Source organism: Rhodococcus sp. 06-1460-1B (assembly GCF_002258475.1).
Classification (GTDB): domain Bacteria; phylum Actinomycetota; class Actinomycetes; order Mycobacteriales; family Mycobacteriaceae; genus Rhodococcoides; species Rhodococcoides fascians.
In genome coordinates, this window is the sequence record NZ_NOYS01000029.1 from 78,205 (window position 1) to 91,243 (window position 13,039).

General features: G+C 65.0%; 15 protein-coding genes and 1 other RNA gene. 5 read left to right on the forward strand and 11 right to left on the reverse strand.

The window, feature by feature from the left end:
- Positions 1–2: 2 nt before the first annotated feature.
- The 4 genes from CH268_RS16000 to CH268_RS16015 form a co-directional block, all read right to left on the reverse strand.
- Entirely contained in the window at positions 3–185 is a 183-nt protein-coding gene (locus CH268_RS16000; protein ID WP_027497419.1) for a hypothetical protein, read from the reverse strand.
- 59 nt (positions 186–244) lie between these two features.
- Positions 245–684: RNase P RNA component class A (gene rnpB / locus CH268_RS16005), an RNA gene on the reverse strand.
- A 25-nt stretch (positions 685–709) separates the two neighbouring features.
- A complete protein-coding gene (locus CH268_RS16010) occupies positions 710–2,080 on the reverse strand; it encodes an MFS transporter (protein WP_094665055.1) in 1,371 nt (456 codons plus the stop codon).
- A 29-nt stretch (positions 2,081–2,109) separates the two neighbouring features.
- On the reverse strand, positions 2,110–2,670 hold the full coding sequence (locus CH268_RS16015; RefSeq protein ID WP_094665057.1) for a TetR/AcrR family transcriptional regulator: 561 nt from the start codon (positions 2,668–2,670) through the stop codon (positions 2,110–2,112).
- Between the two features lie 89 nt (positions 2,671–2,759).
- Between CH268_RS16015 and CH268_RS16020 the strand changes: the two genes are divergently transcribed.
- Together CH268_RS16020 and CH268_RS16025 are read left to right on the forward strand one after the other, a co-directional pair.
- On the forward strand, positions 2,760–3,284 hold the full coding sequence (locus tag CH268_RS16020) for a DUF1697 domain-containing protein (protein ID WP_027497422.1): 525 nt from the start codon (positions 2,760–2,762) through the stop codon (positions 3,282–3,284).
- Positions 3,281–4,531: an SLC13 family permease gene (locus CH268_RS16025; RefSeq protein ID WP_094665003.1), complete on the forward strand. Its 1,251-nt coding sequence runs from the start codon at positions 3,281–3,283 to the stop codon at positions 4,529–4,531. The genes CH268_RS16020 and CH268_RS16025 overlap by 4 nt, the downstream gene beginning before the upstream one ends.
- Before the next feature lie 19 nt (positions 4,532–4,550).
- Here the strand turns inward: CH268_RS16025 and CH268_RS16030 are convergent, their stop codons facing one another.
- The 4 genes from CH268_RS16030 to cobC all read right to left on the reverse strand — a co-directional run bounded on the left by CH268_RS16030 (position 4,551) and on the right by cobC (position 8,677).
- A complete protein-coding gene (locus CH268_RS16030) occupies positions 4,551–5,663 on the reverse strand; it encodes a bifunctional RNase H/acid phosphatase (protein WP_255182410.1) in 1,113 nt (370 codons plus the stop codon).
- Positions 5,660–6,397 (reverse strand): zinc ribbon domain-containing protein, encoded by a 738-nt coding sequence (locus CH268_RS16035; RefSeq protein ID WP_032387854.1) that lies wholly within the window; start codon positions 6,395–6,397, stop codon positions 5,660–5,662. The genes CH268_RS16030 and CH268_RS16035 overlap by 4 nt, the downstream gene beginning before the upstream one ends.
- A gap of 106 nt (positions 6,398–6,503) precedes the next feature.
- Complete coding sequence (locus CH268_RS16040) at positions 6,504–7,625, reverse strand: Nif3-like dinuclear metal center hexameric protein (protein WP_094665007.1); 1,122 nt, start codon at positions 7,623–7,625, stop codon at positions 6,504–6,506.
- Between the two features lie 14 nt (positions 7,626–7,639).
- Positions 7,640–8,677, reverse strand: coding sequence for an Rv2231c family pyridoxal phosphate-dependent protein CobC (gene cobC, locus CH268_RS16045; RefSeq protein WP_094665009.1), 1,038 nt, complete (start codon positions 8,675–8,677; stop codon positions 7,640–7,642).
- Positions 8,678–8,719: 42 nt separating this feature from the next.
- Between cobC and CH268_RS16050 the strand changes: the two genes are divergently transcribed.
- From CH268_RS16050 to CH268_RS16060, 3 genes are read left to right on the forward strand one after another with little or no spacing between them, the layout of a single operon-like run.
- A complete protein-coding gene (locus CH268_RS16050; RefSeq protein ID WP_027497428.1) occupies positions 8,720–9,412 on the forward strand; it encodes an HAD-IA family hydrolase in 693 nt (230 codons plus the stop codon).
- Complete coding sequence (locus tag CH268_RS16055; RefSeq protein WP_176457964.1) at positions 9,409–9,882, forward strand: low molecular weight protein-tyrosine-phosphatase; 474 nt, start codon at positions 9,409–9,411, stop codon at positions 9,880–9,882. Before CH268_RS16050 ends, CH268_RS16055 begins: the two co-directional genes overlap by 4 nt.
- Before the next feature lie 18 nt (positions 9,883–9,900).
- Positions 9,901–10,818 carry an SURF1 family cytochrome oxidase biogenesis protein gene (locus CH268_RS16060; protein WP_094665011.1) on the forward strand — a complete coding sequence of 306 codons (918 nt, stop codon included), beginning with the start codon at positions 9,901–9,903 and terminating at the stop codon, positions 10,816–10,818.
- Here CH268_RS16060 and CH268_RS16065 read toward each other — a convergent pair.
- From CH268_RS16065 to CH268_RS16070, 3 genes are all read right to left on the reverse strand, one after another.
- The gene (locus CH268_RS16065; protein ID WP_032390987.1) at positions 10,759–11,727 is read right to left on the reverse strand and encodes a cobalamin biosynthesis protein; all 969 of its coding nucleotides are present in this window, start codon (positions 11,725–11,727) and stop codon (positions 10,759–10,761) included. The two genes, CH268_RS16060 and CH268_RS16065, sit on opposite strands and share 60 nt — an antisense overlap.
- Positions 11,728–11,774: 47 nt before the next feature.
- Positions 11,775–11,900 (reverse strand): hypothetical protein, encoded by a 126-nt coding sequence (locus CH268_RS28260; protein ID WP_255032530.1) that lies wholly within the window; start codon positions 11,898–11,900, stop codon positions 11,775–11,777.
- Positions 11,901–12,100: 200 nt separating this feature from the next.
- A complete protein-coding gene (locus CH268_RS16070) occupies positions 12,101–13,003 on the reverse strand; it encodes a LysR family transcriptional regulator (protein WP_094665013.1) in 903 nt (300 codons plus the stop codon).
- Between the last annotated feature and the right edge of the window lie 36 nt (positions 13,004–13,039).

Consider the following 13,039-nt stretch of genomic DNA (forward strand, 5'->3'; position numbering starts at 1 on the left):
CGTCAGTTGTTCCAGTCGTCGTCGGAGTCGGCGGCCTTGTTGCGGGCGGCTGCGATCTTCAGCGCCTGCTCTGCGGTGGCCTTGTCCGGATACGGACCCATGCGGTCGAGGGCATTGGTCTCCTTGCCCTGCACAACCTGCTTGGTGCTGATGTCGTAGTACCAGGAGCTGTCGTCGTCGGTCATGACTTCCAGTGTGCCCCATACAGCCACGCCGCAGGTGTACCGCGCGAGAAATTGGAGTGCGAACGAGTCGGCCTGTAAGCCGGATCCTGTGCATCGACCCGCTCTCGCGAGATCGAATAGACGACCATCCATCTGGGCACACCGTTGCCGGGTACCTCGAGCAGTCCACCCGCAGGCTCGGGCGAGCAGCCCTCGAGCACCTGCGCAGCTGCACCCCTTGCGCGGTGCAGCCTTCGACCTTGCTCCGGGCGGGGTTTACCTAGCCACCCCAGTCACCTGGGATGCTGGTGCGCTCTTACCGCACCGTTTCACCCTGACCTGCGTTTCGATTCCGAAGAACCGAACCGCAGGCGGTCTGTTTTCTGTGGCACTGTCCCGCGAGTCACCTCGGGTTGCCGTTAACAACCGCCCTGCTCTGTGGAGTCCGGACTTTCCTCGGCCCGAAGCGGAACGGAACCTGTCCGTCGGTACTTCGAGCCGCAGCCGTCCAGCCAACTCGTTCGCGATTGCGTACTCTACCCGCCTCACGTCGGATGCCCGGCGATTGCCCGGCCATGAAGAACAGAGGCACTCACGATGGCCGCGGCAGCGGTGACGACCACCCCCACCCAGGCGGCGGACGTGTAAGCATCCTCTCCGGGGAAGGTGGAGCCCGGACTCGTTCCGGCGGCGAGTACCAGACCACCGACCGCGCTTCCGAAAGAGAATCCGACACTGCGCACCACCTGGTTGATACTCATAACGCTCGAGGTCTCCGCGGAGGGCACCACCGGCAGCACGACGGCCGGCAGCGCGGCCGAAAAGCTTCCGACTCCGAAACCCAGAACCGCCATCACCGCACAGAGTTCAACGACGCCGGCGCGGGTACCGGCGAACAAGGCGAGAGCCACCAGAACGATCAGTGCGCTGACCGTCAGCGCGCTGCCTGCCCCCACCCGACGCAGCGCTCTGGGTACCAGCTTGCCCGCGAGAAATCCGAACACCGAGAACGGAACCAGGACGAGGCCCGCCGCGAACACGTCGAGGCCGAATCCGTATCCGGCACCGGAAGGCGTCTGCGCGTAGCGCGTAGCGAGGGTCAGTAGCAGATACATTCCGATGCCGCCGAGAAACATCGCGCCGTTCGCTCCGATCACGGCCCTGTGACGAAACAACCGAAGATCGACGAGCGGTGCCGAGCTTCTCAGTTCGACGCGCACCCACATGCCCGCAGCGATGACCGAGACGGCAGCCAGCACCCCCGCCGTCCAGGGGCGGCTCGTCCACAGCGCGGTCTCACTGATGAGAACGAGCACCAGCGTGAGAGGGAGCGCCAGCAGCACCGCACCCGGAACGTCGATGCGGGTCGCGCGCTTGCGCGTCGAGGCAGGAACAACTCGCAGAGCAACGGCAAACGCCATGACCGTCATCGCAGCACCGAATCCGTATGCGAGCCGGAGACCGCCGTGCTCCGCCAGAAACCCCGACAAGGGATAGCCCACACCGACACCCGCAGTAGACGCGACCGACAACAAAGAAATGGTCGATCCGGACCGCTTGTCGGACAGATGATCTCGCACCACACCCATCAGCATCGAAGTCAGGGCCAGTCCCACTCCCTGGGCTGCGCGGCCGAGGAGCAGCCAGGAGAAGGACAGCGGCAGTGCGGTCAGAATGCCTCCGGCCGAGACGACGCCCAGTGTCCCGAGGATTGCTGCCCGTCGATGCGGACCCGATCCGAGGCGGCCCAGAACCGGTGTCGTGACGGCACCGGTCAACAAAGCCAGCGTCAACGTCCACTGTGCACTGGAGAGGGAGACGTCGAAAGTGGTTGCGACGCTGGTGATCAACGGGGCACCGAGGCTACCGACAGCGGCGACGACGACTCCGACGAACAACAGAGAAGGCACGAGCATTCGTGATTCGTCGTGCTCGGAGCCGGAGATCAACGGTTCGTCTCGCTCGTGATGTGGTCGAACAATCCGGCGTGGATACGAGTGCCCACTCCGTTCGCCCAGGGTTGGTCGACGTCATGAATCTGCAGGGCCGCGCCACTGTTGAGCAGCATGCCGAACGCCAGAAACGCTTTGACGGTCACCGCATCGAGACCGGTGACCTCTACGACGGTGTTCCACATCCGGCCGAACGCCTCTCGAACAGCGTCGCGCACCTCTTCGTCGCCACACGCGGCGATCCCCTGCAGCTGCAGCAGGAGTGAGGTTCGATCCTCGAGCATGGCGTAATAGCACTCCCCCATCGAGGCCAAGGCTTGCTGACCGGTGGCAGTACCTGCGGCCGCGCGCATCCCATCCGCCACACGGTCGAACGACGCGACCACCAGCTCGGAGAAGAGTGCCTTCTTGGTTCCGAATATTCGAAAGATGTAGGCCTGGGTGATCCCTGCTTCGCGGGCGATCCTGTCGGTCGAACCGCCGTGCAGTCCGGACGATGCGAATTCGGCTGCCGCTATCCGCAGTATTTGCTGCCGTCGTTCCGTGCCTGTCATCCGTCCTCTCTGCGCCATGCCGCCAAGTTACTGGTTACTAACTACTGACTTCAATGGTTGTTCTCGTGCGCTTCACTACAGTTCTTTCCATGAGTGAATGGGTTGTGCTGCTGCGCGGCATCAACGTCGGCGGCATCAACATCAAGATGGTCGACCTCCGCGCAGCTCTGGCCTCGGCCGGCTTCACGAATGTCCGCACGATTCTGGCGACCGGCAACGTACTGCTGCAGTCGCCGCTGGCGGCCGCCGCCCTCAAAGCACAGGTGGAGAGAACGCTCGCCGAGGCGTTCGGCTACCGAGCCTGGGTTGTCGTACTCGACGTCCCGACACTGAGGGCGATAGTGGAGTCCTACCCGTTCGACGCCGAACGGGAGGGCTGGCATCCTTATGTAGTGTTCGGTAACGACGATAGCCATTTGACCGAATTGTCCGCTCTTGCAGTGGAACTCGACCCCGATCTCGAGAGGATTGCCGAGGGGAACAGCGTGCTCTACTGGGAGGTGCGCAAGGGCAACACCACCGACAGTACGTTCGGAAAAGCCACGGCGAAGGCGAAGTACAAGGCCACGACCACCACGCGGAACGTCCGCACTCTCGTGAAGATTCTCGCGTGACCGTTCTCGCTGCGGCATTGGTCGCCGCCGTTCTCGTATTCGCCATCGTTCGCCCGCGCGGTCTTCCCGAGATCGTTGCTGCACTTCCAGCGGCCGCAGTTGTTCTTCTCGTCGGCCTCGTCAGCCTCGACGCGGCCCGTGAGCAGGTACTCGAACTCGCACCCACCGTCGTCTTTCTGGCGTTCATCCTGATCCTGGCGCATCTGTCGGATGCCCTCGGTGTGTTCACCTGGATCGCTGCGAAGCTACGCCGCGGATCCAAGGGCAGCCCCCGCAGACTGCTGACCCTCGTGTTCGCCGCTGCCGCTGCCACCACAGCCGTACTGAGCCTCGACGCCACCGTTGTTCTGCTGACACCGGCCATCATCGGTGCCGCTCGGATCCTGGGGATGTCGCCGCGTCCACACAGTTACGCCACTGCGCACCTGTCCAATTCGGCGTCGACCTTGCTGCCGGTGTCGAATCTGACCAACCTGCTGGCCTTCGCTGCGACGGGCCTGACCTTCCTGCACTTCACCGCACTGATGGCGCTGCCGTGGATTTTCGCGGTCGCCATCGAACTGGCGGTGTTCCTGATCTTCTTCCGCAAGGATCTGACCCGCACTGCGGCACCGACGGACTCCGCGACCAAACACAGCACTGACGACGTCCCAGCACCGCGAAGCACACTCGTCATCCTCGGCGCGACATTGATCGGCTTCGCCGTGGCAGGACTGTTCGATATCGAACCGTTCTGGGTGGCTGCCGTGGGCTCCGTGGCCATGGCGATCCCAGCACTTCGAGCTCGCCACACCACACCTCGCGCGATTCTGCGCGGTGCCGATCTGCCGTTCTGTGGCTTCGTCTTCCTTCTCGGCATCGTCGTGCTCGGCGTGACGACGGGACCCATCGGCGACTGGCTGGCGCGAATTCTGCCGTCGGACACCACCTTCGCGTCCCTGTTGGCAGCCGCAGCCATCGCGGCGGTGGCGTCGAACATCGTCAACAACCTGCCCGCAACGTTGCTGCTCCTGGCGGCCTTCGGCGCGGACGCTCCCCCGGCGTTGTTGCTGGCCATGGTGATCGGGGTCAATCTCGGCCCCAACCTCACCTACGTCGGTTCACTGGCGATCATGTTGTGGCGACGCGTCGCATCGGCCAACGACGAGCCGGCGGATCTGAGAACGTTCACCATTCTCGGCGTCATCACGACTCCCCTGACCATCGTCGGTGCAGTGGCAGGCTTGTGGCTTGCGCTGCAGATCTGAGACCCGCACCTCCGCAGGATCAGGTCAGGTGAGACGTGTCGTTGACCAATTTCACCGATGCCCCGCCGTCGGGGTAGAACTCGGCGATGCTCAGCGACGCGAGGTCCAGGTGCATTCGGTAGAGCAGTGACGGTCCGACGTCCAGTGCCAGTTGCAGCAGTGTTTTGATCGGCGTCACGTGTGTCACGACTACGATCGTCTTGCCCGCGTACTCTCCGATCAATCGATCGCGTGCCGCTTCGATTCGAATGCGCACTGCGTCGAAACTCTCACCGTTGGGCGGGGCCACCGAGGTGTCACCCAGCCAGGCCCGATGTTGTTCGGGATAGCGGTCTTTCGCCTCCGCGAAGGTCAGACCTTCCCAGTCGCCGAAGTCCGTTTCGGTCAGATCGTCGACGGTGGTCACGTCGAGTCCGAGTGCACCTGCCGCGGCGTCGGCGGTCTGTCGGGCGCGGCCGAGGGGGGACGAGACGATCGCTGCGATGTCGTCGTGTCCGCCGAGCCGTGCCGCTGCAGCGGTGGCCTGTCGAACCCCCAGCTCGGTCAGTTCCGGATTTCCGCGGCCGGAATATCGCCGGTCGACCGACAGCGCGGTCTGGCCGTGGCGCAACAACAACATTCGGGTGGGGTCGCCCACTGCACCGGTCCACCCGGGGGCCGCCGCGGGCTGCTTCGCGGCCGGTTCGGAATCGGGCAGATCAGGGAGGTCGATCCCCTTGGCTGCGGCGTCCATCGCCTCGTTCGCCAGACCGTCGGCGTGTGAGTTCTGCTCCCGCGGAATCCATTGGAAGGTGACGTGATCGAACGTCCGAACAAGCTCTGCCGCTCGGCGATTGAGCGGAATCATGTCGGGATGCTTGACCTTCCAGCGTCCCGACATCTGTTCGACGACGAGTTTGGAGTCCATCCGAACGTCGACCTCACGGGCACCCACGTCCGCGGCCGCCGTCAACGCAGCGATGAGGCCCCTGTACTCGGCCACGTTGTTCGTTGCGATTCCCAGCGCCTCCCGGCGTTCGGCCAACACCTCGCTGCGATCTGCCGAGAACACCACGGCTCCGTATCCGGCGGGACCCGGGTTGCCGCGGGAGCCGCCGTCGGCTTCGACGACGACCCGTTGCGCGGCACTCAAATTCCGGACTCCTTGGTGCGCACCAGGATTGCGTTGCATTCCGAGCAACGAACCAGAGCATCGGCAGGCTTGTTGGCAATGCTCGCAATTTCGTTGCGATCGAGCTCGATTCGGCATGCGCCGCATCGGCGGGCCTGCAGCAACGCTGCGCCTCGACCGGTCAGTGCGCGCTGCTTCTCGTACAGAGCCAGCAGATCGGCCGGCATACCCGAGATCAATGCCTCGCGACGCTCGGCGCTCCGCTTCTCGGCGACGTCCAGGTCTGCGACAGCGTCGTCGCGGCGACGACCGGCGTCGACCATTTCGTCCTCGATCTGCGTCAGCTGCGCCCCGGCGTGTTCGTAGTCGCGCTCGCTGGCCTCGCGCTGTTCCATGACTTCGAGCAGTTCTTCCTCGAGGATGCTCTGCCGCCGTTCGAGACTGCCGAGCTCGTGCTGCAGCTCGGTCATCTGCTTGGGCGCAACCGTGCCGCTCTCGAGCATCTTCTTGTCGCGCGCCTCGCGCTGGCGAACGGCATCGACTTCGCCCTCGAGCTTGCGGATGTCGCGATCGAGGTCGTCCATCGAGATCTGCACCGTGACGGCAGCATCCTTGCGGGTGATGCGCTCGGCCTCGAGTTTGTCGACCTCCTGCTGCTCGGGGAGGGTCTTTCGGCGATGGGCGATCTGCGAGAGTTCGGTATCCACACCGGCCAATTCGAGTAGCGAGGCCTGGACTTTGGGATCGACGTTCACGCTTGATGACTCCTGCGACTATGGAAGTTGATTCCGATTACCCTACCGGCTGCGCAGAACGTACCGAGCCGGATCCGTCCACTCCCCCGGTCGCGGGGTTCGTCGGTCACAACGTCCACGGGTCGGTACGGACATCGCTGACCCTGCTGCTCCAGCCGTCCGTATCGCCGAATTCGGCGTCCACGATGCCCCTCGCCTGAGCACACCACGGGAACTCCGAGGCCCAGTGGGCCGTGTCGATCACCGCGGGTCCACCCGCCCTCAGGTGCTCGTCGACGGGATGATGCCTGAGATCGGACGTGACATAGACGTCGGCGTCGGTCCGCGCGACGGTTGCGAGGAACGAGTCCCCTGCTCCCCCGCACAGGGCGACGATCGACACCGTGGCGTCCGGATCGCCTGCAGCTCGCACTCCCCAGCTGGTGGCCGGCAGAGCGGCTCGGACGACATCGGTGAACTCGGCGAGGGTCATCGGATCAGGCAACCGTCCGATCCGCCCCAGACCGGTGCACGACGGTAGGGCCGCGGACTCGAAGACATCGAACGCGGGCTCCTCGTACGGATGCGCACGCCTGAGCGCGGACTGCATCCGCGCGCGGTCGGCCCGGGATGCCACCACCTCGATTCGGTCCTCGGTCACGGTGTGGACTTCGCCGACGACACCGAGCGTCGGATGAGCACCGGGCTGCGGCCGGAATTGGCCCAGCCCCTCCGTGTGCCAACTCGCTTCGCTGTAGTCGCCGATCTCACCGGCTCCGGCGTCGAACAGCGCCTGGCGCACCGCCGCAGTGTCGGCGGACGGCACGAATACGACCCATTTGTCGTGCGCCGGAGCAGGAATGGGATCGAGTGGCCTGGTGTCGATCACACCGAGGGCCGACGCGAGTGCGTCGGAGACACCGGGATCGGCCGAGTCGGCGTTGGTATGGGCGGTGAACAGCGCGCAGTCGGCCTTGATCAGGCGGTGGATCACCGAGCCTTTGGCGGTGTCGGCCGCAACCGAATCGACTCCTTTGAGCAGCAGAGGGTGATGGGCGACGATGAGGTCGGCACCCCAGGAGATGGCCTCGTCCACGACGGCCGGGGTGACGTCGACGGCGTAGAGCACTTGTCGCACTTCGGATTCCGGATCTCCGCATACCAATCCCACCGAGTCCCAGCTCTCGGCCAATCGAGGCGGGTATGCCTTGTCGAGAACCTCGATGACGTTCGCCAGAGTCACTGCCATGTCGATTGCTCTCCTCACAGAACGGTGTTCAACGCATGCACCAGTATGTCGACGTGTGCCGAGTCCCGTACGGCGACGCGTAGGTAGTTGCGATCCAGTCCGGGAAACGTGTCGCCGCGCCGAACCGCAATTCCCTTCGTGCGCAGGCGTTCTCGGATCCCGTCGGCGCCGTCGACCCGCGCCAGAAGAAACGGCGCTCGCGCCGGTCCGGCAATGTCGAGACCGAGTGCGGTCAGTCTCGCGATCATGGCGTCACGTTCGGCGTCGATACGCAGCGCTTCGGCTCGGGCCTGCTCGACCGCGAACGGCTCGGTACAGGCACGGATTGCTTCGAGTTGCAGAGTGCCCAGGGGCCAGTGCGCACGGCCCCGCTGCATTCGTTCGAGGACGTCGGGATGGGCCAGGGCGTAGCCGCACCGCAACCCCGCCAATGCCCACGTCTTGGTCAGGCTTCGGAGTACCAGCACGTCCGCGACGCTGTCCGAGGAGACCGATTCTCCTGCTCCCGTCACTGCGTCGGCAAATGCTTCGTCGACCACGACGATGCGGCCGGGCCTACGCAGACCGAGCACTTCCTCGCGGGGATGCAGCACCGATGTCGGATTGGTGGGATTGCCGACGATCACCATGTCGGCGGCCTCGGGCACCAGGCCCGGATCGAGCAGAAAAGGCGGCGGGAGTACTACCCGATGGACAGGGATGCCGGCCTGCTCGAGCACCCAATCGGGCTCGGTGAACGACGGGTGCACGGTTGCCACGAGGGCCGGCTCGAGCCGTGGCAGCATCGCGAATCCTTCGGCTCCGCCACCGAGCAGCAGTACCTCGTCCGGCGAGCGTCCGTGGTGTGCGGCGACCTGCTCCCGAGCCGCCCGCTCGGCTGCCCCCGATGGATACGAACCGAGCGAGTTCAGGGCTGCAGCGAGCCGATCACGAAGCCACGGGGGCGGGCCGTCACCGCGCACGTTGACGGCGAAGTCGACGAGGCCCGAGCCGACCTCGAGATCTCCGTGATGACGGAGAAGTGCATCGGGGCCGGACGCTGTATCGGACATCGCGACGAGCCTAGCCGTCACGTGCACCGATAGGCTCAGGCCATGTCTGCCGCTCTGCCCGCATCCGTTGTCCTGTTCGATCTCGACGGAACGTTGACCGATTCCGCACCGGGAATTCACGCAGGATTTCGCCACGCGCTGGCCTCGGTCGGCGCTCCCGAGCCGACCGAACAGCAACTCTCTCTCGTCGTCGGTCCACCGCTGATCGACACGCTGCGCTCGATGGGCCTGGACGAGGAGGCAGCTCAGCGCGCGCTCGCCGCCTATTTCGACCGCTACGACGAGCGGGGTTGGGCCGAGAACACCGCGTTCGACGGCATCGAGACAGTGCTGACGCGATTGCAGGATCGCGGTGTTCGGCTGGGCGTGGCGACGTCCAAGTCGGAGCGCTTCGCCGTCCGGATTCTCGACCACTTCGGCTTGTCCCGGTACTTCGACTTCATCGGCGGTGCCAGCAACGACGGGTCGCGGCGAGCGAAGTCCGACGTCATCGCGCACTCGCTGACCAATCTCGGCATCGATCCCGTCGAATCCTCGGACGGCGGCACCGCAGGGGTGATCATGATCGGCGACCGCGATCACGATGTGCACGGCGCGGCCCGGTTCGGAATTCCGGCGGTCTACGTGGAATGGGGCTACGGCATCGACGGTGAGAGCGACGACGCGGCGTTCACCGCGTCGGACATGGACGAACTGGCCGCCGTGCTCGAGCAGAACACGCAGGCGTCACGATGAGCGAGCCACTGCACGTGACGTTCGTGTGCACCGGAAACATCTGTCGATCACCGATGGCCGAGAAGGTGTTCGCCGCGCACCTGACCGAGGCGGGCCTAAGTGATGCCGTCCGCGTGTCGAGCGCGGGAATCGACGGGTGGCATGTCGGCGACGGCGCAGACCCGCGGACGGTCGCCGAACTCGATGCGCACGGCTACGAGAGCGAGCACGAAGCGAACCAGGTGGGACCGGACCACCTCGCCGCCGATCTGATCGTTGCTCTCGACACCGGCCACGCTCGATCTCTACTGCAGTTGGGTGCACCGGCCGATCGGGTGCAGCTGCTGCGTTCGTTCGATCCCGACGCCGACGATGCGTCGGTCGCAGACCCCTACTACTCGTCGGAGTCTGCGTTCACCGAGGTGCGAGAACAGATCGAGGACGCCGTGCCCGGCTTGATCGATTGGGCGCGGTCTCGGCTGACCGCCTGACCCGGCTACCGTGGTGGGGTGGAGAAGTTACGGTTCTTGCTGCGTCCGAAGTGGTTGGTGCTGGCCGCCGTCGCGCTGGCGTTCGCATTCTTGTGCTTCAGCGTGCTCGCTCCGTGGCAGCTGAGCAAGAACACCTCGACTTCTGCACGCAACGACTTGATCACCCGATCGGTCGGGGCAGATCCGGTGCCGATCACCGACGTTCTCACCGGGAACGGATTCGCGGCCGACGACGAATGGCGGCGGGTGATCGCGCAGGGTAGTTACGTGGAGAATTCCGACGCCCTGGTGCGGCTGCGCAGCATTCGTGAGCAGCCCGCGTACGAGGTCATCACTCCGTTCGTCATCGACGGTGGCCCTACTGTTCTCGTCAACCGCGGATACGTGCTCCCGGTGGAGGGAACGCGACCGCCCGAGTTCGCGGCAGCTCCGACCGGCCCGGTCACTCTCGACGCCCGCGTTCGTCAGGCCGAAGGAACATCACGTGAGCCGATCCAGGAGGACGGCCGCCTGCAGGTGTACAACATCAACCCGGAGCAGATCGGCGCAGCGGTCGGTGTCGACGCGATCGACGGGTACCTGCAGCTCGACGACGGTCAGCCCGGTGGCCTCGGCCTCATCGAACTACCGCAGACCGACGCGGGCCCCTATCTGTCCTACGGGCTGCAGTGGCTGGCGTTCGGCATCATGGCACCGTTGGGTCTTGCCTATTTCGTCCGCGCCGAGCTGCGGGAGCGACGCATGTCTCGAACCGAGATGGCCGACGCGATGTCCGATCAGTCCGACCCGACGTCCGACGACGATTCCGCGCCGGACGACGAAGAAGAATTCACTCTTCCGACCCGACGCGAGAAGCGGGCCAGGGCCCGCGCGGCGTCACAGGCGAGAACGCCGACGGATCCTCGCCTGGCGGATCGATACGGCAAGAACCGCTGACGCAGCCGTCGCGAACTCTTGCACCCGCGTCGACAGCACGACTGCTCGCCGAAGGTCCCGTGCCGTGGGCGCTCGCCCGTCGCCGAGTGTGGGCCTGATCTCCACGCCGTGCCGGTATTGAGTGCGCCCACCGAGTTGTAGTCCGAGCGCACCCGCCGACGCGGCTTCCGGCACCCCGGCATTGGGGCTGGGATGGCGGGATGCGTCTCGTCGCCACACCTGTAGCGCGTGGGCAGCAGAACCCTGCACCAGCGGTGCAGCGAGAACGGTCGCCGCACCCGTGACTCGTGCCGGCAACAGGTTCAGCGCGTCGTCGAGGCGTGCGGCGGCCCATCCGAACCGTAGGTATTTCGGAGACCGGTATCCCACCATTGCATCGAGTGTGTTGCTGGCTCGGTATGCCAGGATTCCCGGTACGCCGGCCAGGGCTCCCCACACCACGACACCGACTGTTGCGTCGGATGTGTTCTCGGCGATGGATTCGAGTGCCGCGCGTGCCAGCCCGTCGGAGTCGAGGAATGCCGGGTCACGTCCGCACAGTGACGGGAGCAATGCGCGTGCGCCGGGCAGGTCGTCTCGGTCGAGGTGATCGGCCATCGAGCGACCTACTACCGACAGCGATGATCCGCCCAGCGCGGCCCACGTCGCGGTAGCCACCAGAGCGGCCTCGGCCGGTGGGCCGAGACGCGACACTGCTCGCGTGGACGCGATTCCGAGTGCGGTGACGCCCCCGACCAGTACGGCGGTATGGATGACACCCGCAATCCTGTTGTCGCGGTAGAGCCGAGCCTCGACGCGAAGGGCAGCCGTTCCGAATCCTGCTACCGGATGCCAGCGCTGTGGGTCTGTGAACACTCGATCCAGGACGTAACCGACCAGCAATCCGATCGCTCGGGGGTGTGTCCACATCGCACGAATCTATCCACCGGCCATCCGGTGTGCGGAATCGGTACGGGTCAGGCCCAGCGCCGGTTGTACGCGCCGGAGAGCTGACGGCTCCTGAAGTCGATGTCGCTTCCGTCGTTGAGCAAGGCGATGGCCATACCGACGAAACCGATTGCTGCTACTACGAACATGGTCATGATTCCCCCAAGAATCGTTGTGGGCCTGCCGCGGCGGTGCCGTGGCCGACGTGTTCCGTGACAGATTGTTACCCGCCGGTAGGGCGATTCCCACTGCTTTGAGGTCGGCGTCACGTGTGTCTGTCGTCACGAGACGCCGGACACATAGAACGTCCAAAATTCAACGGCCACCGCCGATCTCGTGCATTTAGTGACCGCGACTATCGACCGACGGGCACCGCATGCATGTGCGGCTCCTCGGCCACGACCGAGCCGATGAAATCGTCCACCACCTTCACCCGCGCCAACCCCGTCAGCTCCCGCGGAATCACCGTCCAGTAGGTGCGTTCGACCGAGACGAGGCCCGGCAACACCGGAATCAACGTGTCGTCCGGTTCGCCGATGTAGCTGGGCAACGGCGCAATTCCCACGCCGGACCGCGCCGCGATCCACTGGCCGGTGATGTTGTTGGTCTGAATCTGTGCCCGACCGTCGGGCAGAATCGAATCCAGGATGCGCAACGGCGCAACGTCGAGCAGCGCATCCACGTAGGAGATCAGGGTGTGCCCACGCAAACCGTCGACCGAGTCGATCGTCGGCTGCGCAGCCAAATATCGCTCGGCGGCATAGAGCGCCAGGGTGTAGGTCGCCAGTTGCCGGGCCACCACCAACCTGGGCGACGGCCGTTCCAACGTGATGGCAATGTCGAATTCCCTGGTGGCCAACGAGTTGTGCTCGGTGGCGGTGACGAGTTCGATATCCAGATCGGGGTGCTTGTCACGAAGCACACCCAGCTTCGGCGTCAGAACGAAGGCACCGAATCCGTCCGGGGCAGCGATGCGTACCGTCCCTCGCAGCGATCCGGTATCGGATGTCTGATCTTCGAAGGCGGCGATCAGCGTGGACTCGACGGTTTCGGCGTACCCGACCAGCCTTCGCCCCGCCTCGGTCAATCGCCATCCCGTCGGGGTTCGGTCGAAAAGACGTTGCCCTGAGGACTTTTCGAGTGCCGTGATGCGTCGACCGACCGTGGTGTGGTCCACGCCGAGCGTTCGAGACGCATCGGTCAGACGTCCCGTTCTCGACACTTCGAGGAAATAACGAAGGTGGTCTGGGTTGAACACTCGCCCAGCCTATCCCCCTGTGCATTTATGCACGGC

What these genes read in the sequence shown, in the direction of transcription:
- CH268_RS16040 (WP_094665007.1), bottom strand. Translation starts at nt 7,625, where the DNA reads ATGGCAGTGACTCTGGCGAACGTCATCGAGGTTCTCGACAAGGCATAC.
- CH268_RS16050 (WP_027497428.1), top strand. Translation starts at nt 8,720, where the DNA reads ATGTCTGCCGCTCTGCCCGCATCCGTTGTCCTGTTCGATCTCGACGGA.
- CH268_RS16020 (WP_027497422.1), top strand. Translation starts at nt 2,760, where the DNA reads ATGAGTGAATGGGTTGTGCTGCTGCGCGGCATCAACGTCGGCGGCATC.
- CH268_RS28260 (WP_255032530.1), bottom strand. Translation starts at nt 11,900, where the DNA reads ATGACCATGTTCGTAGTAGCAGCAATCGGTTTCGTCGGTATGGCCATC.
- CH268_RS16065 (WP_032390987.1), bottom strand. Translation starts at nt 11,727, where the DNA reads ATGTGGACACACCCCCGAGCGATCGGATTGCTGGTCGGTTACGTCCTG.
- CH268_RS16000 (WP_027497419.1), bottom strand. Translation starts at nt 185, where the DNA reads ATGACCGACGACGACAGCTCCTGGTACTACGACATCAGCACCAAGCAG.
- CH268_RS16010 (WP_094665055.1), bottom strand. Translation starts at nt 2,080, where the DNA reads ATGCTCGTGCCTTCTCTGTTGTTCGTCGGAGTCGTCGTCGCCGCTGTC.
- cobC (WP_094665009.1), bottom strand. Translation starts at nt 8,677, where the DNA reads ATGTCCGATACAGCGTCCGGCCCCGATGCACTTCTCCGTCATCACGGA.
- CH268_RS16015 (WP_094665057.1), bottom strand. Translation starts at nt 2,670, where the DNA reads ATGACAGGCACGGAACGACGGCAGCAAATACTGCGGATAGCGGCAGCC.
- CH268_RS16055 (WP_176457964.1), top strand. Translation starts at nt 9,409, where the DNA reads ATGAGCGAGCCACTGCACGTGACGTTCGTGTGCACCGGAAACATCTGT.